The sequence below is a fragment of the Tateyamaria sp. Alg231-49 genome, from assembly GCF_900143535.1.
Lineage (GTDB): Bacteria > Pseudomonadota > Alphaproteobacteria > Rhodobacterales > Rhodobacteraceae > Tateyamaria.
In genome coordinates this window covers 230,047-251,133 of sequence record NZ_FRFA01000006.1, presented here as the reverse complement: position 1 = coordinate 251,133, position 21,087 = coordinate 230,047, and the positions used below count along the sequence as shown (strand labels likewise).

Here is a 21,087-nt window from a genome sequence, read left to right as displayed (position 1 = left end):
ACGGGCTTTAGAACCCTCTGTTGCACAGGCACTCAAACGGCGCGCACAAGACGAGACTCGACCGCGTTCGTGATGAATTCGTGATTTCCCACGCCGAAAGCGCCGCAAGACACGGATTTTAGTTTTGCGTCGCGCCCCAGTTTCAGCGAGTTTACCGTTGTGCCAAAGATCTGACGACTTGGCGCTACGATACATCTGGTTGGGAACCAAAAGTGCATATTATCAAGAGAATTCTGGCTTCGTTTTCAGTCCCTTGCGTACTCTTTGGCTTTCTGTTTTTTGCGGCATCTCTCACACCGTCTTTAATCCCACGGGGGCCAATGGTTCAGGGTGTTCTGGGCGGTTTGGTGATGGCACTCGGGTATCTTGTCGCCAGAATCGTAGGGCTACTATGGCGTGCAGGAGACCTCCCACAGCTGACGGGACAAACCGCACGGCTGACAATGGGGGGCCTTACGATTGTGGTCGTTTCGTTTCTGGGCTGGACTGTGGCGTCGAGCCTGACGTGGCAAAACGCGCTACGTGCCAAAATGGGCCTCGCGCCTGCTGACGCACTGGATCTGATTTCGATCCTCACCGCTGCAGTTCTGACATTTGCCGTCGTCTTTCTTATCATGGGCGTGATCGAGTGGCTGTTCTGGATTGTCCAAAAGCGGCTTTACAGGATCATGCCACCACGCCGCGCGAATGTACTGGCGGCAGTCCTCGTTGCCCTGATCCTGTTCGTGGTCACACGCGATGGCCTTTTTGATCAGGCCGTGCGGGCTCTTGATACCAGCTACGAGACCGCACAAGAGTTGTTTGATGCGGCCCCCCCACCACCGGACGATCCAGATGTTGTTGGGGGCGCCAATTCACTGATCGATTGGGCTTCGATGGGTCAACCGGGGCGCGATTTTGTCACCACTGGCCCAGATGCTGCCGCGATTTCTGCATTCTCCGGACGGCCCGCGCGAACTCCAATTCGCGTGTATGTCGGACGCGCGCAGAGCGAGACCCCAAGCGAGCGTTCCGAATTGGCGCTGGCTGAACTGATACGCCTTGGCGCATTTGAGCGCGAGGTTTTGATTGTCACCAGCCCCACAGGCACCGGGTGGATGGATCCGGGGTCGCATGATCCCGTCGAATATATGCACAACGGTGACATCGCGACTGTGAGTGTGCAGTATTCGTATCTGCAATCTCCCCTTGCACTGATCCTCGAAACGCGGACGGGCCTTGATCAGGCCACCTCATTGCTCGAAATCGTGCACCAATACTGGAAGACCTTGCCCAAGGACGACCGTCCACGGCTCTATGCCCACGGGCTCAGCCTTGGCGCTTGGTCATCAATGTATGCGACCAACCTGTTCCGCCTTGTGGACGACCCGATCGACGGAGCGTTCTGGGCCGGCCCACCCTTTCCGTCTGGTTTCTGGAACTATGTCCAAAACGCACGTACTCCTGACAGCCCATGGGTCTTGCCAACCATCGGTGACGGCTCTCTCGTGCGGTATGCGTCCCACTATTCCGATGCATCCACCGCCACTGCGAACTGGGGCCAAATGCGGATCGTATTCCTGCAATACTCCAGCGATCCAATCGTCTTTTACGATCCTTACTCTCTGTGGCGCGCTCCGCCTTGGATGAATGATCCACCTGCGCACGATGCGTCAGAGCATATCCGTTTCATACCCATCGTGACGCAGTTTCAGCTGGCGCTTGATATGGCTCTGGCCTTTGGCGCACCGCCGGGCCACGGGCACTCCTACTACGCACAGGACTACATCGCGCCATGGGTGCAGGCGACGGCCCCAACGGGTTGGACAGACGCTGATACGGAGCGGCTGAAAGCGCATTGCGATCTCGGCGTTCAATTCGGATGCAAGAACGACTAGAGGAACAGGGACAGAAAGCCTTTCTTTGACCACATGGCTGTGCGCAGCGTTGGGCCATTTGCCAATACTGCACCACACATCAACTATTGGGTCTCGGGTCGCTCAGGCAAACAGCCGTGAATAGTGCATCATGCCCGACCCGCACAGGGCTGTTTCCACAGCAGACCAAAGCCGATCAAACTCGGCAACCCCTGCACCAATTTCGCCCAAAGACCGCTTGCCATCAATCTGCGCGATCAGCGGACCAGCCTCGCGGGCCACATCAAAGTGAAACGCCTCACCGGCCGTATCGATTGTTATCCCACCCGTCTTGGCGACATGAGCGGCCAAATCTGCCGCCGCGACGGCCCGCAGATGCGGCACCGCATCTGCCTGCCCGAACGGTGGCGGTACGACTGCGCCCTTGGCGCGCACGTAGACCACATGGGTCTTGAAAGTGCCGCGCAAATCCTCGGCCAGTTGCTGTACCTCGATGTCGCTCAGCCCCTCGGGCAGCTCGCCCACAAGCCGCGTTGGATCGTATAGAACAGGCTCTGGGCAGCCTGCGTATTCCAGTTCTGCCTGTGCCAGTGCATTCTGAACCTCGCTGATGGAAAAAGGCCGGTCGCGCCCGTGCAGCAACAAGTCATAGAAACCCGCATCCCCCTGCTCATGATCCACCACCCGCGTGTTGCGCTTGAACGGGTGTCCGTCAGGCAAGGCGGCAAAAACGGCCTTTGCTCGTTTCAGCCGTTTTTCGGGGGAAAGCCCCTCAAACAATCGCCCGAACGCTGCCTGCAATGGATAAACACCCGAACGTCCGTGCGGGGCATATACCATCAGGCCCATGCCGCCATCCGGAGCGAGCACGCCTGCCAGCGCATCAAAGCCCGCCTGCGGGTCCTCTAGATGGTGCAGCACGCCACAGCAGTCGATGTAATCAAAGGGACCATAGGCACCTGCATCCAGCAAAGACCCCGTGACAAACGTGATACCGTCCAGCTTTCGTACCTTGGCACGTTTTTCGGCCAAAGAGCGCGCGGCCACAGACATATCCAGATAGGTGATGTCGTAAGGGCGCCCCGCATCGGTCAACAATTGCGCCAATTGGATCAACGCGTCGCCAGTGCCTCCTCCCGCCACAAGAATACGCAAGGGTTGGGTCCAGTCGCGCGCCCCGCCCCACAGCCAGTGATCCATTTCGACCGGCAAAGACGGGGACCCGGTGATCAACCGCTTGCGCTCGTCTGTTGGTTTGCGTTCGGGATAGGGATAAGATTCGTACTGCGCTTTTACCGCTTCATCGCTCATGATGGTGTCCCTGTGCCTTGCGCTTTTCTCTGCCCATGCTCTGCCCTAACTTGGACGAAACCGCAAACAGGAGACTGCCGTGACCGCCCCTTTTCGTTCTTCGATAATGACCGTGCGTCCCGAATGGATCGACTACAACGGCCATCTGAATATGGCCTATTACAACGTGCTGTTCGATCAATGCGCGGATGAGGTTTACGAGCGGATTGGTTTTGGCCCCGACTATCATCAGACCACAGGCAACACGACCTATGTGGCCGAATTTCATCTGGCCTATGTCCGCGAATTGCATGTGAACGATCCGGTCACAGTAACATTTCAACTTATTGATTTTGATGCCAAACGTTTCCACTCATATCAGGAAATCTGGCATCAGGACGGTTGGCTGGCCGCCACCGGCGAGGCGCTGACACTGCATGTCGACCAATCCGGGCCCAAAGTTGCCCCAATGCCCGATGATGTACTGAACAAAGTGCGCACTCTGGCGGACGAACATTCCAGCCTGCCTCGGCCGTCCGCTGTAGGCGCCAGTATTGGTATCCGGCGCAAATAGGACCCACGCAAACAACGCAGTCACGGTCTTTTCATGCCGGGCGCCCACGGATATACGCGCCCGACAAGTATAAAAGGGTATGGTCATGTCTCAGTGGGAATACAAAGTCGTCCCGGCCCCAACCAAGGGCACCAAAGCGCACGGCGTTAAAGGCCCCGAGGGGCGGTTTGCGAATGCGCTTCAGTCGTTGATGAACGACATGGGCCGCGAAGGGTGGGAGTATCAACGCGCAGAGACTTTGCCGTCAATTGAGCGCTCCGGTCTGACGGGCAGCACGACAGAATGGCGCAATGTGCTGGTCTTCCGCCGCGCTGTGGCCGACGCAATCGACGATTTCGAACCCGAATTGTTGCCAGCTCCCACGCCAGAAACGGCTGTGTCGAAAAAACCGGCAGACCCGCCCATGACAGCAGCCACGCAACCCGCCGCCGAAACTGAGGAGGCAAGCGCAGAAACAACAGCCGACGAAACCAACGCGCAAAAATAAGGCGGTCAATAAGTACTCTGACCGTCACCGCATCGGTGAGAATGCATTCGGTCAGAAATTAAACGTCCAAGTCAGAGACTTGCGTGGTCGCCTTAAACGTCCAGATCAAGCGCCAGCGCGTGTATGCGTCCGATGAGATCCGGCCCCAAGGCGGAATGCACCGCGCGGTGTCGGGAAACTCGATTTTTTCCTTCAAATTCAAGGCTGCGCAACCGGACATTAAAGTGGCTTTCACCCGCAGCGGGGGCACCTGCATGCCCTGCATGGCTTGCACTGTCATCCACGACATCTATCTCTCGTGGATCAAAGGCTGCACACAATGCATCTTCTATTTCTTGCCGTACGGACATTTTTTTCTCTGACCCCCTTCAATCCTCGCTGTCATAGCCTAAACTCCAGCGCCTGAGTCGAAAAGGACCATCCCATGAGCAAGTCTGATCCCTTTGGTTTTGATATGTCCGTTTCTTCGGCCAAAAAGAAGAACCCGCGCGGTCGTCGCGGCATGTCTGGTGCGTCCGAAACCTCGACGCGGATATGCGATCACGAGGGATGCGAAGAGGCCGGCAAGTTCCGCGCGCCCAAGGCACCTGACGTGCTGGATGACTTTTTCTGGTTCTGCCAGCAGCACGTGCGTGAATATAACAGCAAGTGGAGTTTCTTTGACGGCACGACCGAGGCCGAGATCAACGCCCAGCAGTCCAAGGACAAGGTGTGGGAACGCGCAACAAAGCCGATGACTGACCCCGAGGCGCGCGCCTGGGCCCGCCTTGGCATCGAGGACCCGCATCAGGTGCTGGGCAAGAACGCGACCCAAAACCCTGGGCGCGGCGGCAACGCGGCTGCTCGCAAACTGCCCCCCACCGAAAAGCGCGCCATCGAAATCCTTGAAACAACTGCGGACGCGACCAAAGCCGACGTGCGCAAGTCATACAAAGCGCTGATCAAAGTCCTGCACCCTGACATGAACGGTGGGGACCGAAGCCAGGAAGAACAGCTGCAAGAGGTCGTCTGGGCCTGGGATCAGATTAAGGACAGCCGTAACTTCAAGTAGTTGGGCTGCGTTCTGCCATTGCACCGTGGTGCATGGCCAGACCGCAGATCAACCAGATGACGGCGACAGCCGGGCTGGTGCTTAACCCATCGCTGACGGCCATGATGCCAAGCGGAGCACCCGCCACCAATGCCTCGGGCAAACCTGCCAGCGGCTCGGCTGATGACGCAATTCCGACCAGACCAGCGCCCAAGGATGCACCACAGACTGTCGCAATCGGCCACGCAACAACGGTCCAGATAGCGCCACGCCACCCCCGGCGACCAAATGCGTCTGCAAGCAGAAACCCGGCCACACCTGCCCCGACACAAGCCGCGAGGATCATCGTGCTGAGTGATGGCAAAAACCGGGACAAATCGCCGCCCCACAGTGTCATAGCCTGCGCCACAGCACCGCCCGACAGGGCCATCAGCACGCCGCAGCGCACCCTTTGATAAACTGGGAAATATGTCATGGATCGCGTCCTGTTGTTTTGTTCCACACCAGGATGGTCGCCGTTCGTGCAATCGGAGTGCGTAAATTGTGCAGAGCTTGTGCAGTTTCTCAACGCCAACGGCCCCCTTCCCCTTGCCCTTCCCCGCGTTATGTTGCACCACGACCCACGCGCCCAAACGCGGCGCATGACCAGCTTTGTCGCGCCCGAACAGGCGCGCACCTCTTGACTTTAAGGAACGGCGAAATGGCGGACGGCGCGATGGATATCAATGCAAAACCAAGCGAAGAGATTTCCGTCCGCGAGGTCTTTGGCATTGATACGGATATGGTTGTCAAAGGCTTTGCCGACACAAGCGACCGCGTGCCCGCCATCGACACCACCTACAAGTTCGATCCTGACACGACCCTCGCCATTCTTGCCGGGTTTTCGCACAACCGCCGCGTGATGATCCAAGGGTATCACGGCACAGGGAAGTCGACCCACATCGAACAGGTCGCTGCACGCCTGAATTGGCCCGCCGTGCGGGTCAACCTGGACAGCCATATCAGCCGGATTGACTTGATCGGCAAAGACGCGATCAAACTGCGCGACGGCAAGCAAGTCACTGATTTCCAAGAAGGTATCCTGCCTTGGGCGTTGCGCAACCCTTGCGCCATCGTCTTTGACGAATACGACGCGGGCCGGGCGGACGTGATGTTCGTGATCCAGCGTGTACTGGAAGTGGACGGCAAGCTCACGCTGCTTGACCAAAACACCGTGATCGAACCCCATCCCTATTTCCGTATCTTTGCGACGTCCAACACGGTCGGCCTTGGTGACACCACGGGCCTTTATCACGGCACGCAGCAGATTAACCAAGGCCAGATGGACCGGTGGAGCCTTGTCGCCACGCTCAACTACCTGAGCATTGATGCTGAGACCGCAATCGTTCTGTCCAAGAACCCACACTACAACACAGCCGAGGGGCGCAAAACGGTCAAACAGATGGTGACCGTCGCCGACCTTACGCGCACCGCGTTCATGAACGGTGATCTGTCGACCGTGATGTCCCCACGCACAGTCATCGCATGGGCGCAAAACGCCGAAATTTTCCGCAATGTCGGCTATGCCTTCCGCCTGTCCTTCCTCAACAAATGCGATGAACTGGAACGGCAAACCGTTGCAGAGTTCTATCAGCGCCTGTTTGACGAAGAACTGCCTGAATCAGCGGCCAGTGTCAGCTTGGGGTGATACGCGCGCTTAAGTGTCTCGCACTTTTGGCGTGGCCCCTCCAGCTGGGGGCGGCACAACATACCCTCTCCAACGATGCAGCCCAGTGCGCCGGGTTCTGGCTGGGTTATCATGACTATGGCCAGCTATCCGCATATCTGGAAGCGAGCCCAGCCGACATCGAACGCGCCAACGCCTTTCGCGCTGTTGCAATTCGTATTGGCTCAGCCTCCCCGATAGCCATCGACGCCTTTATTGCAAACCAACGCGACCATATGATTTCGTTGATGGATGCCGTGATTTATCACCGTGACCGATCCAGCCAGCGCGTCTTCGAAGACCTCACTGAAACCTGCGAAGCGCTGGCCAAAATGCATCCCGAAACCAGCGCGCGGCGGTGACGGCTTTTGTTTTGCCTCTCTTGTAGCGGGCACGTCGCCAATTCCGGTTCTGCCATGGCATGGGGCGTTGATGAACCGCCCGTCCAAGCTGCATCAAAAATCTAGATGGGCATAAAGCGATCAGTTGCTCGCTACGCGGAGCGTAGATTGGAACGGTCTACTCAGCGCCAGTTTTTGTGAGCACAAGCTTCCTCGCCCACCCTGCGCGTAACAACGCAAAGCATCATATCCAGATGTGAGAAACGTTTGTCCTTAGCTATCTGGCCAATTCCCCCTTGCCATTCCCGCCCATAAGGGCAATTTCAGGGACATGGCGCAGAACAATGACAACCCCGCAGATCCGTTCAAAAAGGCCTTGGCCGAGGCCACCAAAGTCATGGCCAATGACCCCGAGTTGAACGTCAGTTATTCGGTCGACCCATCGGGCGTGTCGGGCGATGCGATGCGCCTGCCTCAAGTCAGCCGCCGCATGACCCGCGATGAGGTGATGCTGGCGCGGGGCACAGCCGATGCGCTGGCGCTGCACCGCCGCTATCACAACGGTCAGACCCACGCCCGCTATTCGCCCCAAGGCGACATGGCGCGTGACCTCTATGAGGCGATGGAAACCGCACGCTGCGAAGCGATGGGCGCGCGCGATATGCCGGGAACGGCTGGCAACATCGACGCCAAAATCAAGAATGACGCAATGCGCCGTGGCTATGATCAGGTCAAACAAGCCAGCGACGTGCCCTTGTCCGCAGCTGCGGGCTATCTCGTGCGCCATCTGGCGACAGGTCGTGACCTGCCCGGTGGTGCGCAGAACGCTATGGACTTGTGGCGCGGGTTTATCGAGGATCAGGCTGGTGGAACGCTGGATCGCATCGATGACATTCTGGACGACCAGACCGCCTTTGCCCGCTTTGCCCGGCAGGTAATCACTGATCTGGGCTATGGCGACCAGTTGGGCGATGATCCCGACCAGATCGACGAAGATCAGGAAGACGAGGCCGAAGAAGGCAGCGACGAGGATCAGGATCCTGACAGCACCGGACAGGATGACCAGGATCAGGAGGACGAAGACGCCTCCCCCGAGTCCAGTCAGGAAGAACAACAAGACGCGAGTCAGGCGCAGGTCTCCATGGACGACATGGCCGATCAAGAGCTTGGGGAAGAGGCAGAGATGCCTGATGGCGAGGCCCCTCTGGAACCGCCCCCACCCCAACCCATGTCAGAGGCAGACCCGAACTATCAGGTGTACCTAAGCGATCATGACGAAGAGATCGCCGCAGAGGATCTCGCCGAGCCTGTCGAGCTCGAACGGTTGCGCGCCTATCTGGATCAACAACTAGAACCGCTCAAAGGGGCGGTCAGCCGTCTGGCCAATAAATTGCAGCGCCGCCTTCAGGCCCAACAGAACCGGTCATGGGAGTTTGATCTGGAGGAAGGCACTCTGGATGCGGGCCGTCTGGCACGGGTTGTGGCAAACCCGACAACGCCCCTGTCCTTCAAGGTCGAAAAAGACACCGAATTCCGCGACACCTGCGTCACCCTTCTTTTGGACAATTCAGGATCCATGCGGGGTCGTCCGATCTCCATTGCGGCCATTTGCGCGGACGTTCTGGCGCGCACATTGGAACGGTGCAACGTCAAGGTCGAAATCCTCGGCTTTACCACCCGCGCGTGGAAAGGCGGGCTTGCCCGCGAGGCGTGGCTGAACGATGGCCGCCCCGCGCAACCGGGACGGCTTAATGATCTGCGCCACATCGTCTACAAATCCGCGGACGCCCCTTGGCGGCGCACGCGCCCAAATCTGGGGCTGATGATGAAAGAAGGGCTGCTTAAGGAAAACATCGACGGCGAGGCGCTGGAATGGGCGCATCGCCGCATGGTCGGTCGTCCCGAGGCACGTAAGATTTTGATGGTGATTTCCGATGGCGCGCCTGTTGATGACAGCACCTTGTCAGTGAACCCGGCCAACTATCTCGAAAAACACTTGCGCGACGTGATCGCCATGGTCGAACGCAAGCGCGCTGTCGAATTGCTGGCCATCGGGATTGGGCATGACGTGACCCGCTATTACGACCGCGCGGTAACCATCACGGATGTAGAGCAGTTGGCGGGTGCGATGACCGAACAACTGGCGGCTCTGTTTGACAGTGACCCACGGGCACGCGCGCGTGTGATGGGCATGAAGCGCGCCAGTTGATGCCACCCTTTCGGGGGAACATTCTTTCTGGCCAGATAAAGGGGATGCGGCATGTTTCAGTCGTTTGAAGTCACGGCAAGACCCGAGCAAGGCCCACCCCGGCTGGAGGCGTTGCGCGCTGTGATGCAAGGCGCATCGCTGGACGGGTTCCTCGTTCCACGCGCGGATGCGCATCAGGGCGAATATGTATCGGCACGCGACGAACGTTTGGCATGGCTGACCGGGTTCACCGGATCAGCAGGGTTTTGCGCAGTATTGACGGACAGTGCAGGCGTGTTCATCGACGGGCGCTACCGCACGCAGGTCAAGGCGCAGGTGGCGGATGTCTACACACCGGTCCCCTGGCCAGATGTCAGCCTTGGTGCATGGCTGAAAGATCAGTTGCCCGACGGTGGTCGGGTCGGCTTTGATCCATGGCTCCATACCCCCGGCCAGATCGAGCAGACGCGCAGCGCACTGGCAGGCAGCGGCGTTGAACTGGTGCAATCGGAAAATCTGGTGGATCGTGTTTGGGCCGATCAACCCGCGCCAGCAGCAGAAATGGCCAAGGCACATCCTATTGAATTTGCAGGCGAAAGCCATGCAGACAAACGCGCCCGTCTGGCGGCAGGCCTTGCGGACGCGGGCGTCAGCTCTGCGGTTATCACCCTGCCCGACGCCTTGTGCTGGTTGCTGAACATTCGCGGGGCGGACATCCCCAGAAATCCGATTGTGCAAGGGTTTGCCATTTTGCACAGCACGGGTGGCGTTGACCTGTTCATGGACGCGGCCAAACTGGATGAGGTGCGCGCGCATTTGGGTGACGATGTGACCTGCCATATGCCAGATGCGTTTCTGACCACCCTCAAGACGCTTGAAGGCCCGGTCCTTGCCGACAAATCCTCGGTGCCAGTAATCGTCGCCGACACCCTCGGCGACGCCGTTCAGTGGGGAGAAGACCCCTGTGCCCTGCCCAAAGCCTGCAAAAACGCGGCCGAAATCGCAGGTAGTGCAGAGGCCCATTTGCGCGATGGCGCAGCCGTTGTGGAACTGCTCGCATGGCTTGACGCCCAAACGCCCGGCAGTTTGCGCGAAACCCAAGTGGTGAGCCAGCTGGAAGGATACCGCCGTCGGGATAACGCCCTGCAAGACATCAGCTTTGAAACGATCGCGGGCACCGGGCCAAACGGCGCGATTATGCACTACCGCGTCACCGAAGAGACAGACAGCACCCTCCAAGACGGTCAGTTGATCGTGTTGGACAGCGGTGGGCAGTATCTGGACGGGACCACAGACATCACCCGCACCATTGCCATCGGCACACCGCCCCAAGAGGCCCGTGCCGCCTTTACACGCGTGCTGATGGGCATGATCGCAATGTCGCGCCTCATTTGGCCGAAGGGTCTGGCGGGCCGCGATATCGAAGCGATCGGACGCGCGCCACTCTGGTATGCCCATCAGGATTTTGACCACGGGCTGGGCCACGGCGTCGGGGCGTACCTATCGGTGCATGAAGGTCCACAGCGGCTGGCCCGCACCAGTTCGGTGCCCTTTCAACCCGGAATGATCCTGTCAAACGAGCCGGGGTATTACCGCGAGGGCGCCTTTGGCATCCGGATCGAAAACCTTCTGGTGGTCGAACAGGCCACGCCGCCCGCGGGTGGAGACACACATCGCGAGATGCTCAGTTGGCGCACTCTGACCTACGCTCCGATCGACCGAACGCTGATTGTACCGGACATGCTGGACGCGCCATCGCGGGCTTGGCTTGATACCTATCATGCTGAAACTTTAGCCAAAATTGGACCCCGCGTGTCAGAATCCACGCGTACGTGGCTGGCCGAGGCATGCCGCCCGCTCTAGCTCTGGCAGCACCGTCGCGCATCTGTTACATGTTGCGTCCATCATCCCAGATAGCCCAGCAAGAGGAGCCGTTTATGGCCGACCACATCACAATTCGTAAGGCAGACGGCACCTGGTCAGTGCGTGCCGGTGGGGCTGTGTTGGGTGAAAGCACAAACGCGCTGGAGCTGAGCGAGGGCGACTACCCGCCCGTGATCTACTTTCCACGCTCCGACATCGCGATGGCATTTCTGGACAAAACCGACAAGGTCACGCACTGCCCCCACAAGGGTGATGCGAGCTATTTTTCCGTCGTGACAAAGTCTCAAACCCTTGAAAACACGGTTTGGAGCTACGAAGCGCCGAAAGAGGGCGTGGCTCGGATCAAAGACCATCTGGCCTTTTACACCAGCGAAGGCGTCGCAGTCGAAAAGATCTGAGGAGCGATCACCTATGTGATCGCAAACGGTGGCAAGGACCGTTTTTGCACAAAAACTGTCGGCCACACCGTCGATCCTACAAGTGCCGAGGCCTCATCACGTGTTAAGGCCGCGCAGTTTATCCCAAGATATATACTGGGTTGTCGGTGGGTGCCTTTGCGCAGCAAACAGAGCGGCCGCCGCCCCTCAACTGTGCTCTTCTGCCGCCGTCGCTGCCAGCGCCCGGTTGTATGCCTTCAGCGCGTCCACATGAAACAGCGCGCCCTTCAGCTCTGGGGCCGCATCCTTGCCTGTCAACGTCACCACCGGAATGAACGGCACCAATGTCCGATCAAAGATGGGCAAGGCGACCTCAAGCGTGGCCGCTGCATCCACATAGATGCCGTCCCCAATCAATTCCCAACTGCGCGCTTCATCCGCGGCACGCGGATCGTCCGGTTTGCGCATGACAGAGCTGACGGTGAACATCGCCAGCAAATAGGCCTGCGGCCCTGCGGCCAGATGCACGCCGCGCCGCTCAAGTTGGGTAAGAAAGAAACTCCGATCAACCAGCCGCGAGGCCAAAGCAGTCGACATCGACACAGCGACCATCACAGCAAGCCCGGTCTGCCAGTCTCCTGTCAGTTCGAACACGATCAATGTCGTTGAAATCGGCGCGCCCAGAACCGCAGCCGCCACAGCGCCCATGCCCGCCAATGCATAGAGCGACACAGACCCCGACACATCCGGAAACACACTTGTCGCAATCAACCCAAAGGCCAACCCCGACAAAGCCCCGATCATAAGAGACGGCGAAAACACCCCGCCCCCCATGCGGCCCGCCATCGTGATCGCCACAGCGGCCGTTTTCAGAACCACAAATACCATGACCTCGTTCAAGGCCAGTTCCCCGGTCAATGCCAGTAACGTGGTTTCGTACCCCACCCCAATGATGTGCGGATAGAAAATGGCGATGCCGCCCAGCAACGCTCCTGCAATGGCTGGGCGCAGCCAACGCGGAATGCCCGTGTGTTTTTGAAACGCTGTCCCAATATCGTCTGTCCAGAAAATCGACCGCATCAGCACGACCGCCACCAAACCACAGACAAGCCCAAGCAACAAAAAGGCCGGAAGTTCCTGATAAAACACAAGTTCGTTCGTCTCAGGCGATGTGAATTCCCGCACGTCGCCAAATTCCAACCGACTGATCACAGTGCCTGCCACGGACGCAATCACGATCGGGGCAAAGGCATGGACCGCAAAATGGCGCAATACCACCTCAAGCGCGAACAACGCCCCTGCAATCGGCGCGTTGAAACTGGCCGATACAGCCGCCGCCACCGCGCACCCCAGCAGATCGCGCCCGGTGATCCCATCCGCGCTGATCCAACGCGACACCCTGGTGGAGATGACGGCAGCAATGTGCACCACCGGGCCTTCCCGCCCGGTCGAACCACCTGTCGACAGCGTGATGAAGCTGGCAAAAGCCGACGCAATCCCAGCCTTCGTTCCCACTTGCCCATTGCGCAAGGCGGCTCCCTCAATGACGTCCGCCACACTGCGGGCCACGCCGTCACGGGTGAAATGGTGCAGTATCAGGCCCGTCAACAAACCGCCGATAATTGGGATAACCAATATCCAGTACCACGGCAGATAGGTCGCGGCGCTATGCAGGTATTGAACGTCCTCGGTCCCATAAAGCCAGGCTTGCAGTGCCTCGATTCCCTTGCGGAAAAACAGCGCTGCAAAACCGGCGGCGACACCGACAGCCAATGCAATAAACCAGAACTGTACTTGAGATGGTCCCTGCTGGCGTAGCACCAACCACCCGTCCCGGCATGCGTTCAATGCAAGGCCATATTGCTTGGCAATAAAGGGGCGTGTGGGCTCTGCCATGGGTCGGGTGCGGATCACAATGCGCGAAGGTATACCTCAGGGTAGGCCAAATGCTGCACCTGCGAAACCCCAGAACCCGTGCAAAGATGCGTGATCTCCGAATTTCAATCGGAACGAGAAGATTTACCCGCCTTCACCCCGCCAGTAGTGCAATCGCAGCACCACGCGCCTGATCGGTGATGGTATCCCCTGCCAACATGCGGGCAATCTCATCGACGCGGGCGTCTTGCTCCAGCGGGACCACAGTTGATGTGGTCATCTCGCCGCTCACACGCTTTTCAACCCGCCAGTGATGCGCACCCAGTGCCGCAACTTGCGGGGAATGGGTCACGACCAGCACTTGCCCACCCGCCGCCAGCGCCGACAACCGGCGCCCAACGGCATCCGCTGTTGCACCACCAACGCCCCGGTCAATCTCGTCAAAGATCATCGTGAGGCCCGACTGCTCGCGCGTGAGGCAAACTTTGAGCGCCAGCAAAAACCGACTAAGCTCGCCCCCCGATGCAATCTTGTTCAGCGCACCCGCAGGAGCACCGGGGTTGGTGGCCACGGAAAAGGCAACCGCGTCAAACCCCTCCGGGCCGGGCGCCTCATCCCCCACTTGCGTGGCAAACACCGCCCGCTCCATTTTGAGCGGGGCCAGCTCTTGCATCACGGCTGTGTCCAGATTTTTGGCAGCGGCGACACGCGCCGCGCGCAAGGTCTGCGCAGCAGTCTCATAAGCGGTTTCGGCTGCGGCCAATTCCGCACGCAAGCGCCCCAAATCTGCTTCCCCAGCATCAAGCGCGGCAAGTTTGGCCCGCAAATCGCCCGCAAAGCCGGGCAAAACATCCACACTGATCCCATGTTTGCGTGCCAGTGCACGGATCGCAAACAAACGCTCTTCAGTCTCTTCAAGGTCTGTCGGGTTGAACTGCATCACCTCAAGGGCCCGGACGATCCCGTCGCTGGCCTCATCCAGCTCCCCAAGCGCGCGGGACAACGCGGCCAATGGCGCATCAAGCGTTCCTTCGGCCTGCTCGGCCACCCCATCGAGCCAGCGGATCGCGTCGCTTAACGTGCCTTCGGCCCCATCATGCCCCAAGCCCTGATAAGCACGCTGGACATCCTCGCGAATGCGTTCGGCCCCCTGCATCTGGCGGCGGCGTGTGTCCAGCTCGGCCTCTTCCCCGGCCTTGGGATCAAGGGCGTCGCATTCAGCAACAGCATGGCGCAAGAATTCCTCTTCCGCCCGGATCGCTTCCATCACAGCTTCTGCATCCGCCAATGCCTTGCGGGCCTGCCCCATCTCGCGCCAGCGTGCGCGCGTGTCAGCACGCGCGTCATCACAGCCCGCAAACGCATCCAAAATGGCGCGGTGACCACGGGGGTTCAAAAGGCCCCGGTCATCGTGCTGGCCGTGCAATTCAATCAGCGTCTCGCTCAACGCGCGCAGCACTTCGCCTGAACAGCGACGATCATTGACCCACGCCGTCTTGCGACCATCAGACGTGTTCACCCGGCGCAGGATCAATTCATCATCGACGGGCAACCCCGCCTCTTCCAATACAGCAATGGCAGGATGACCCGGGCTCAGATCGAAGGATGCAACCACCTCGCCTTGCTCAGCCCCCTGTCGGACCAGTTCGGCCCGCCCCCGCCAACCAAGGACAAAGCCAAGCGCGTCCAGCAATATCGACTTGCCCGCTCCCGTCTCGCCAGTCAGCACGTTCAAGCCGGGCTGAAACTCAAGTTCCAGCCGGTCAATGATCAGCATATCCGAGATATCAAGGGTACGCAGCATCAGGGCCCATCCAAAAGGCGGCGTTCACTCTGCCATCACCTCAGAGCCACCGGCCCTTGATCATCTGACGGTAAGTTTGTGACAGCCAGTTATCGCCGCGCACACGGGGCTCCAGCCCCTGCCCGGTCAGCAGTTTGAAACTGTCCTGATACCAGTCGGTCGATTGATAGTTGTAGCCAAGGATAGCACCCGCCGATTGCGCTTCATCCGTCAACCCAAGCGACAGATAGGCCTCGACCAGTCTGTGCAACGCCTCGGGCGTGTGGGTCGTGGTCTGAAAGTCTTCTACCACCACGCGGAAACGGTTGATTGCGGCGGCAAAGTTGTCGCGGCGCAGATAATAGCGACCAATTTCCATTTCCTTGCCCGCAAGGTGATCAAACGCCAGATCAAATTTCAGGATAGACGCCTTGGCGTACTCGCTGTCAGGATAGCGCTCAATGACTTCCCGCAATGACTGCAGGGCTTGAAACGTCAAACCTTGGTCGCGCCCCACTTCATCGATCTGATCATAATAGCTGAGCGCCAGCAGATACTGTGCATAGGCTGCATCATCATCGTCGGGGTAGAAGTCGATAAACCGCTGCGCAGAAGAGCGTGAATTGGGATAATCACGATCCCGGTGGTACGCAAAGGCCTGCATGATCAACGCGCGCCGCGCCCAGTCCGAATAGGGGTAAAGCCGCTCAATCTCGGAAAAGTAAAACGCCGCTTCGCTCAGTTGGTCCTGTTCAAGCTCAAACTCGCCGCGCTCAAAAATTTGCTGCGGTGTAAAGCTTTCGAGCGGGACTTCCTGCTGGTTCAGAAAACTACCGGTCGTGGGCCGATCGGAACCGCAAGCCGCCACAAGCCCAGTCAGCGCCAGTACGCCTGCCAGTCGCAAAATGGATGTACCGCAGTTCATGCTTTTCCCCAACGACACTCAACACCGCCCTGTTTCGGACTGTTTGAGATTCTTTAACACAAAGTCAGGGAAGGATAAAACGCCGATTTGCCTTACTGCACGGCGTTTTGAGAAAAGCGCGCGCAAAACAGCGTGCCGGTTTTCTCGTGTCATTGGAAGTTTTGAACGCATGATGCCCCAGGCAACCCGCAAAGCGGATCAGGCGACTTGTGGGATCTCGTCCCAGACAAGGCCCGCACCGGGCAACAGCGCGGCCATGTCGGCATCGCATGTCACCATACGTACCGCACCGGGTGTTGCGAACAACTTGCGCAGCAACTGGTTGGTCAGCGTGTGACCCGCGCGCACGCCGGTATAATGTCCGATCAAGGGCGCACCTGCCAATGCGATGTCACCCAACGCATCCAACATCTTGTGACGCACAGGTTCATCCCGATGACGCAAGCCACCGGGGCTGGCCACGTGATCTCCGTCAAAAACAACTGCGTTCACACCGGGCGTGCCGCCCAAGGCAAGACCGCTCGCTTGCATCTTTTCAACGTCGCCCTTGCGGCAGAACGTGCGGCTGTCGCTCAACTCACGCGCAAAACTGCCATTGGACATGTTCAGCGTCTTGGATTGGCGGCCAATTGCAGCATCGGCAAAATCAATGTGGAATTCGATCTTCAGAACAGGCGACGGCGCAATGGTCGCGGTCGCATCGCCTTGCGTGACTGTAACCGGCTTCAACACCTCAAAGGCGCGGACGCGGGCAGGAAGACGACGCAGGCCGCGGTGCATGATGCCGCGCACAAGCGGCACAGCGGATCCATCAAGGATCGGCACTTCGGGGCCGTCGATCTCAACCAGCGCATTGTGCACGCCGCACCCGGCTAGGGCCGCCATGACATGCTCAACAGTGCCAACACTGACACCAGCCTCATTCACAAGCGTGGTACATAGCGGGGATTGGTGCACGACGTCATAGCGCGCCGGAATCATCGTATCGCCATTTTCGATGTCTGTGCGGCAAAACCAGATTCCGTGCTCAGCCATCGCGGGACGAATCGTCAGGCGTACAGGCTTGCCAGAATGGAGCCCGCGTCCTGTAAATGTGATTGGTCCTTTGACTGTCGCTTGCACTGGGCCCACCCTGTTACACCTTTGTTACGCAACAGACCTATGGGCTGGGGTCCAGACACACAACTCAATCTTTGCAACGGTCTGAAACATCGTGACACAATGGATTTCGTGTCGAGAATCGGGCCATGCAACACGCTGTTCTCAAACGAAAAAAGGGCCGCTAAACAGCGGCCCTTTCTGTCTTGAAGTAAAATAAATCAGTTCGCTTGACGGCGCAGGAAGGCCGGGATTTCAATCCGTTCCTGGTCCGGGTCAACCGCCTCAGCAGGCTTTGGCGCAGGGGCTGGTGCTGTCGCGGCACCCGTCTGAACCGGGGGCTGCTGGCGCGCCGGGCGCGCCTCTCCACCAGCGGATTCGTTGCTGCCTGTCATGCGCCCGATCAGGGAATTGATACCAAAACGCGGCTTTTCACCTGCTGCGGCCGGGGCTGCTGCGGGCGCCTCTTCAGGGACCAAAGGAGCGCGATGAGGTGCGGCCTTTCGGGTGGCAGCCTGCAGACGGGCCAGCGCCTCTGGCGACGGAGTGCCGGGAGCTGGCGCACGTGGCGCGACAAAGGTTTCGGGCTCTGGCGTTGGCTCAAACGCCGCCACTGCCGGCTGATAGGCTGGCGGTGGCAGATCGTCGTCCGTTGCTGCGGGTGCGACTTCTTCGGCAAAGATATCTTCGGCCATATCGACAGCAGCCGCCTGAGTCACATCCAACTCTTCAAACAGAGTTGGCTCTTCTGCGGTAGCGGCCACAGGAGCAGGCGTTGCTTCAGGCGTCGGGGTTGGCGCGGGTGCAGCCGCGTCTTCGGGCTCATCCGCCGAAAAGGACGCAGGCAGCGGGGCCGCCATCGACCGGCGCGGGACCGGCATATCAGACTGAACGTCCGTGGCGTCGATGCCAGTGGCCACAACGCTTACACGCATCATACCTTCCATGGCGGTATCCAGTGTCGAGCCGACGATGATGTTGGCCTCTGGATCAACTTCTTCGCGGATACGGTTGGCCGCCTCGTCCAGTTCGAACAGGGTCAGGTCGTGGGCACCGGTGATGTTGATCAGCACGCCCTTGGCACCGCGCAGGGAAATCTCGTCCAGCAGCGGGTTTGCGATGGCTTTTTCAGCGGCCTGAATGGCGCGATCTTCGCCTTCCGCCTCACCTGTGCCCATCATGGCTTTGCCCATCTCGTCCATCACGGCGCGAACATCAGCAAAGTCGAGGTTGATCAGGCCAGGGCGCACCATCAGGTCAGTCACACCCTTCACACCTTGGTACAGGACGTCATCGGCCAACGAGAACGCTTCGGTAAAGGTTGTCTTTTCGTTGGCAAGACGGAACAGGTTCTGGTTGGGAATGATGATCAGCGTGTCGACCATCTTTTGCAGGGCCTCGACACCGTCTTCGGCCTGCTTCATCCGCTTGGCGCCTTCGAACTGGAAGGGCTTGGTGACAACACCAACGGTCAGCACACCAAGTTCACGCGCGGCTTGCGCAATGATCGGCGCAGCACCCGTCCCAGTGCCCCCGCCCATGCCTGCGGTGATGAAACACATGTGCGCACCGGCAAGGTGGTCAACGATCTGTTCGATGCTTTCTTCGGCGGCGGCGGCGCCTACTGTTGCGCGGGCCCCTGCCCCCAAACCTTCGGTGACTTTGATGCCCAATTGCACCCGGTTGGCGGCGGCAGATTGCTGCAGCGCCTGAGCGTCGGTGTTGGCAACAACGAATTCAACACCGTCCAGTGCCTTTTCGATCATGTTGTTGACCGCATTGCCGCCCGCACCCCCAACACCAAAGACCGTGATCCGGGGTTTCAGCTCTTCATTGCCGGGCATCGTGAGGTTCAGCGTCATGGGTCAATTCCACCTGTATGTTTGCCGCGTTCGCGGGTGTTTTTGTGCCTAAATTTCGCCAATCCTAACGCTCCGTGGCGCGAAGGTCACTTAAAAAACGCATTTTCCCTACAAAATATAGGCGGTGCTTTGCCAGTGCACACGTGATTTGGCAAAAATAGCCAGATGTGGGGGGCTTACAAGACAAAGCTACCACGCACGCAGGTTCACGACCCACGCCAGACGCATTGCGAAACACACGCAATGGTAGATTAAAAATCTGGGGCTACTGCTCGACAGTGCCGCCGGGCCTCTCTTGGGCCTTGTTCATAAGTCTATGCGAAATCACGCAAAAACCCAAGCGATTCGATGTCTGAAAATGTGTGCCGCACGACGCGTGGCAGTGGCCAGTTCAGCCCCCCAGCCAAGACCCGGCGCAGGTCCACGAGACTCAATAGAAACAAGCCAAGTCTGCGATCTGATTTCAGATTACCAGTTTTCGCGGAACCATTTGACCGCGCGGCGCAAGCTGCGCGCCGAATGGCGGTCATGGGGGATGTCAAAATCCCACCATTCGTCCTGTGGATGGGCCGCAAACAGCGCCAGCCCCACAGCCGACGCAAACGAAGGCCCGGTCGCGGCCTGCGGCAGACCGTGCACCCGCAAGGGGCGTCCCAGACGCACTTGCTGGCCCAAAATCTTGCTGGCAAGACCGTCAAGACCGGGGATTTGGCTGCCCCCACCCGTCAGCACGATCTGCTGGCTGGGCAGGTGGTCAAATCCAGCGGCGTCCAGACGCAGACGCACTTCTTCCAAAATCTCTTCCACACGCGGGCGCATAATCCCAATCAACTCGGCGCGGCTGGCCGTCCGGCGGTCGTGTTCGTAATCGCCGGAATCGCCACCAATCTCGATCATCTCGCGGTCATCCATACCGGTCGCGTGCACACCGCCATAGAACGTCTTGATCCGTTCGGCATTAGCCATCGGCACCTGCAATCCCATGGAGATGTCAGAGGTCACATGATCCCCACCCATGCGCACCGCATCAGCAAAAATCATGTGCTTCTTGATAAAGATGGACACGCCAGTGGACCCGCCCCCCATATCGATACAGGCCGCACCAAGCTCCTGTTCATCCTCAACCAGCGACGCAATGCCCGACACATAAGCGGACGACGCAATACCAGCCAGTTCCAGATCGCAGCGTTTGATACAGTGGGCCAGATGCTGCACAGCGGCGGCATCAACGGTCAGCATATGCATGTCCACAGCCAACTCGTTGCCCAGCTGCCCACGAGGGTCAGACAGGCCAGACCGGTGATCCAGCGCAAAGTTCACAGGTTGCGCGTGCAGCACCTCGCGCCCCTCGCCGTAATCCGGCACGTCGCAGCGCGCCAGCACTTGGGCCACATCCTGTTCGGACACCATCTGCCCGTCCAACTGCACTTGTGCGTCCAAACCATAGCTGCGCGGCTCCGCGCCGCCAAAGCATGCGATCACATGATCCACACGGATCCCGGCCATCTTTTGTGCGGCCTGCAGGGCCGTGCGAATGGCCCGTTCGGTTTCCTGCATCGCACAAATCTCGCCAAAGCGGACGCCGCGTGACCGCGTGGTGGCAGCGCCAATAACACGGAAACCCGATTGTCCGGCGAGCGAGCCAATCTCGCCCTCTTCGCCCAGCTTGGTCGTGCCGTCAAACCGCAGAACAAGGCAGGCGATTTTCGAACTGCCCACGTCCAGAATGGCCACAACGCCTCGCTGCATGGCGATCTTGCGCATATTCCGCATGCTGCGTTGGTTTTGATATAGGTCAGTCATTGAGGCCAC

At 59.1% G+C, this 21,087-nt stretch carries 18 protein-coding genes; 9 read left to right on the top strand and 9 right to left on the bottom strand.

Annotation, left to right across the window (positions count from 1 at the left end; all coding sequences use genetic code 11):
• Nucleotides 1-212: 212 nt before the first annotated feature.
• Nucleotides 213-1,877: an alpha/beta-hydrolase family protein gene (locus DHN60_RS11860; RefSeq protein ID WP_108837509.1), complete on the top strand. Its 1,665-nt coding sequence runs from the start codon at nucleotides 213-215 to the stop codon at nucleotides 1,875-1,877.
• Between the two features lie 102 nt (nucleotides 1,878-1,979).
• Here the strand turns inward: DHN60_RS11860 and DHN60_RS11855 are convergent, their stop codons facing one another.
• The gene (locus tag DHN60_RS11855; protein ID WP_108837508.1) at nucleotides 1,980-3,167 is read right to left on the bottom strand and encodes a bifunctional 2-polyprenyl-6-hydroxyphenol methylase/3-demethylubiquinol 3-O-methyltransferase UbiG; all 1,188 of its coding nucleotides are present in this window, start codon (nucleotides 3,165-3,167) and stop codon (nucleotides 1,980-1,982) included.
• A gap of 79 nt (nucleotides 3,168-3,246) precedes the next feature.
• On the opposite strand from DHN60_RS11855, the gene DHN60_RS11850 reads away from it, so the two are divergent.
• Complete coding sequence (locus DHN60_RS11850) at nucleotides 3,247-3,720, top strand: thioesterase family protein (protein WP_234423614.1); 474 nt, start codon at nucleotides 3,247-3,249, stop codon at nucleotides 3,718-3,720.
• An 85-nt stretch (nucleotides 3,721-3,805) separates the two neighbouring features.
• Nucleotides 3,806-4,207 carry a DUF4177 domain-containing protein gene (locus tag DHN60_RS11845; protein ID WP_108837506.1) on the top strand — a complete coding sequence of 134 codons (402 nt, stop codon included), beginning with the start codon at nucleotides 3,806-3,808 and terminating at the stop codon, nucleotides 4,205-4,207.
• A 92-nt stretch (nucleotides 4,208-4,299) separates the two neighbouring features.
• Here the strand turns inward: DHN60_RS11845 and DHN60_RS11840 are convergent, their stop codons facing one another.
• The gene (locus DHN60_RS11840; RefSeq protein ID WP_108837505.1) at nucleotides 4,300-4,557 is read right to left on the bottom strand and encodes a BolA family transcriptional regulator; all 258 of its coding nucleotides are present in this window, start codon (nucleotides 4,555-4,557) and stop codon (nucleotides 4,300-4,302) included.
• Nucleotides 4,558-4,631: 74 nt separating this feature from the next.
• On the opposite strand from DHN60_RS11840, the gene DHN60_RS11835 reads away from it, so the two are divergent.
• A complete protein-coding gene (locus tag DHN60_RS11835) occupies nucleotides 4,632-5,258 on the top strand; it encodes a J domain-containing protein (RefSeq protein WP_108837504.1) in 627 nt (208 codons plus the stop codon).
• Here the strand turns inward: DHN60_RS11835 and DHN60_RS11830 are convergent.
• Nucleotides 5,251-5,712: a hypothetical protein gene (locus DHN60_RS11830; protein ID WP_108837503.1), complete on the bottom strand. Its 462-nt coding sequence runs from the start codon at nucleotides 5,710-5,712 to the stop codon at nucleotides 5,251-5,253. The two genes, DHN60_RS11835 and DHN60_RS11830, sit on opposite strands and share 8 nt — an antisense overlap.
• A gap of 225 nt (nucleotides 5,713-5,937) precedes the next feature.
• On the opposite strand from DHN60_RS11830, the gene cobS reads away from it, so the two are divergent.
• From cobS to DHN60_RS11800, 5 genes are all read left to right on the top strand, one after another.
• On the top strand, nucleotides 5,938-6,924 hold the full coding sequence (gene cobS, locus DHN60_RS11820; protein WP_108837501.1) for a cobaltochelatase subunit CobS: 987 nt from the start codon (nucleotides 5,938-5,940) through the stop codon (nucleotides 6,922-6,924).
• A gap of 26 nt (nucleotides 6,925-6,950) precedes the next feature.
• Nucleotides 6,951-7,304 carry a hypothetical protein gene (locus DHN60_RS11815; protein WP_108837500.1) on the top strand — a complete coding sequence of 118 codons (354 nt, stop codon included), beginning with the start codon at nucleotides 6,951-6,953 and terminating at the stop codon, nucleotides 7,302-7,304.
• Between the two features lie 310 nt (nucleotides 7,305-7,614).
• A complete protein-coding gene (cobT, locus tag DHN60_RS11810; protein WP_108837499.1) occupies nucleotides 7,615-9,492 on the top strand; it encodes a cobaltochelatase subunit CobT in 1,878 nt (625 codons plus the stop codon).
• Nucleotides 9,493-9,543: 51 nt separating this feature from the next.
• Nucleotides 9,544-11,334, top strand: a complete 1,791-nt coding sequence (locus DHN60_RS11805) for an aminopeptidase P family protein (RefSeq protein WP_108837498.1) — start codon at nucleotides 9,544-9,546, stop codon at nucleotides 11,332-11,334.
• Between the two features lie 74 nt (nucleotides 11,335-11,408).
• The gene (locus DHN60_RS11800; protein ID WP_108837556.1) at nucleotides 11,409-11,753 is read left to right on the top strand and encodes a DUF427 domain-containing protein; all 345 of its coding nucleotides are present in this window, start codon (nucleotides 11,409-11,411) and stop codon (nucleotides 11,751-11,753) included.
• Nucleotides 11,754-11,939: 186 nt separating this feature from the next.
• On the opposite strand, the gene DHN60_RS11795 is transcribed toward DHN60_RS11800, so the two are convergent.
• The 6 genes from DHN60_RS11795 to ftsA form a co-directional block, all read right to left on the bottom strand.
• Nucleotides 11,940-13,628: a chloride channel protein gene (locus DHN60_RS11795; RefSeq protein WP_108837497.1), complete on the bottom strand. Its 1,689-nt coding sequence runs from the start codon at nucleotides 13,626-13,628 to the stop codon at nucleotides 11,940-11,942.
• A gap of 133 nt (nucleotides 13,629-13,761) precedes the next feature.
• On the bottom strand, nucleotides 13,762-15,411 hold the full coding sequence (gene recN, locus DHN60_RS11790; protein WP_108837496.1) for a DNA repair protein RecN: 1,650 nt from the start codon (nucleotides 15,409-15,411) through the stop codon (nucleotides 13,762-13,764).
• A 40-nt stretch (nucleotides 15,412-15,451) separates the two neighbouring features.
• The gene (locus tag DHN60_RS11785; protein ID WP_108837495.1) at nucleotides 15,452-16,315 is read right to left on the bottom strand and encodes an outer membrane protein assembly factor BamD; all 864 of its coding nucleotides are present in this window, start codon (nucleotides 16,313-16,315) and stop codon (nucleotides 15,452-15,454) included.
• 198 nt (nucleotides 16,316-16,513) lie between these two features.
• Nucleotides 16,514-17,437 carry a UDP-3-O-acyl-N-acetylglucosamine deacetylase gene (gene lpxC, locus DHN60_RS11780; RefSeq protein WP_108837494.1) on the bottom strand — a complete coding sequence of 308 codons (924 nt, stop codon included), beginning with the start codon at nucleotides 17,435-17,437 and terminating at the stop codon, nucleotides 16,514-16,516.
• A gap of 197 nt (nucleotides 17,438-17,634) precedes the next feature.
• On the bottom strand, nucleotides 17,635-19,275 hold the full coding sequence (gene ftsZ, locus DHN60_RS11775) for a cell division protein FtsZ (RefSeq protein WP_108837493.1): 1,641 nt from the start codon (nucleotides 19,273-19,275) through the stop codon (nucleotides 17,635-17,637).
• 468 nt (nucleotides 19,276-19,743) lie between these two features.
• Entirely contained in the window at nucleotides 19,744-21,078 is a 1,335-nt protein-coding gene (gene ftsA / locus DHN60_RS11770; RefSeq protein WP_199913666.1) for a cell division protein FtsA, read from the bottom strand.
• Between the last annotated feature and the right edge of the window lie 9 nt (nucleotides 21,079-21,087).

Bases quoted from the DNA above. Each gene is read 5' to 3' on its own strand.
- DHN60_RS11855 (WP_108837508.1), bottom strand. From the start codon at position 3,167: ATGAGCGATGAAGCGGTAAAAGCGCAGTACGAATCTTATCCCTATCCC.
- DHN60_RS11845 (WP_108837506.1), top strand. From the start codon at position 3,806: ATGTCTCAGTGGGAATACAAAGTCGTCCCGGCCCCAACCAAGGGCACC.
- DHN60_RS11840 (WP_108837505.1), bottom strand. From the start codon at position 4,557: ATGTCCGTACGGCAAGAAATAGAAGATGCATTGTGTGCAGCCTTTGAT.
- DHN60_RS11835 (WP_108837504.1), top strand. From the start codon at position 4,632: ATGAGCAAGTCTGATCCCTTTGGTTTTGATATGTCCGTTTCTTCGGCC.
- DHN60_RS11830 (WP_108837503.1), bottom strand. From the start codon at position 5,712: ATGACATATTTCCCAGTTTATCAAAGGGTGCGCTGCGGCGTGCTGATG.
- cobS (WP_108837501.1), top strand. From the start codon at position 5,938: ATGGCGGACGGCGCGATGGATATCAATGCAAAACCAAGCGAAGAGATT.
- cobT (WP_108837499.1), top strand. From the start codon at position 7,615: ATGGCGCAGAACAATGACAACCCCGCAGATCCGTTCAAAAAGGCCTTG.
- DHN60_RS11805 (WP_108837498.1), top strand. From the start codon at position 9,544: ATGTTTCAGTCGTTTGAAGTCACGGCAAGACCCGAGCAAGGCCCACCC.
- DHN60_RS11800 (WP_108837556.1), top strand. From the start codon at position 11,409: ATGGCCGACCACATCACAATTCGTAAGGCAGACGGCACCTGGTCAGTG.
- DHN60_RS11795 (WP_108837497.1), bottom strand. From the start codon at position 13,628: ATGGCAGAGCCCACACGCCCCTTTATTGCCAAGCAATATGGCCTTGCA.
- recN (WP_108837496.1), bottom strand. From the start codon at position 15,411: ATGCTGCGTACCCTTGATATCTCGGATATGCTGATCATTGACCGGCTG.
- DHN60_RS11785 (WP_108837495.1), bottom strand. From the start codon at position 16,315: ATGAACTGCGGTACATCCATTTTGCGACTGGCAGGCGTACTGGCGCTG.
- ftsZ (WP_108837493.1), bottom strand. From the start codon at position 19,275: ATGACGCTGAACCTCACGATGCCCGGCAATGAAGAGCTGAAACCCCGG.
- ftsA (WP_199913666.1), bottom strand. From the start codon at position 21,078: ATGACTGACCTATATCAAAACCAACGCAGCATGCGGAATATGCGCAAG.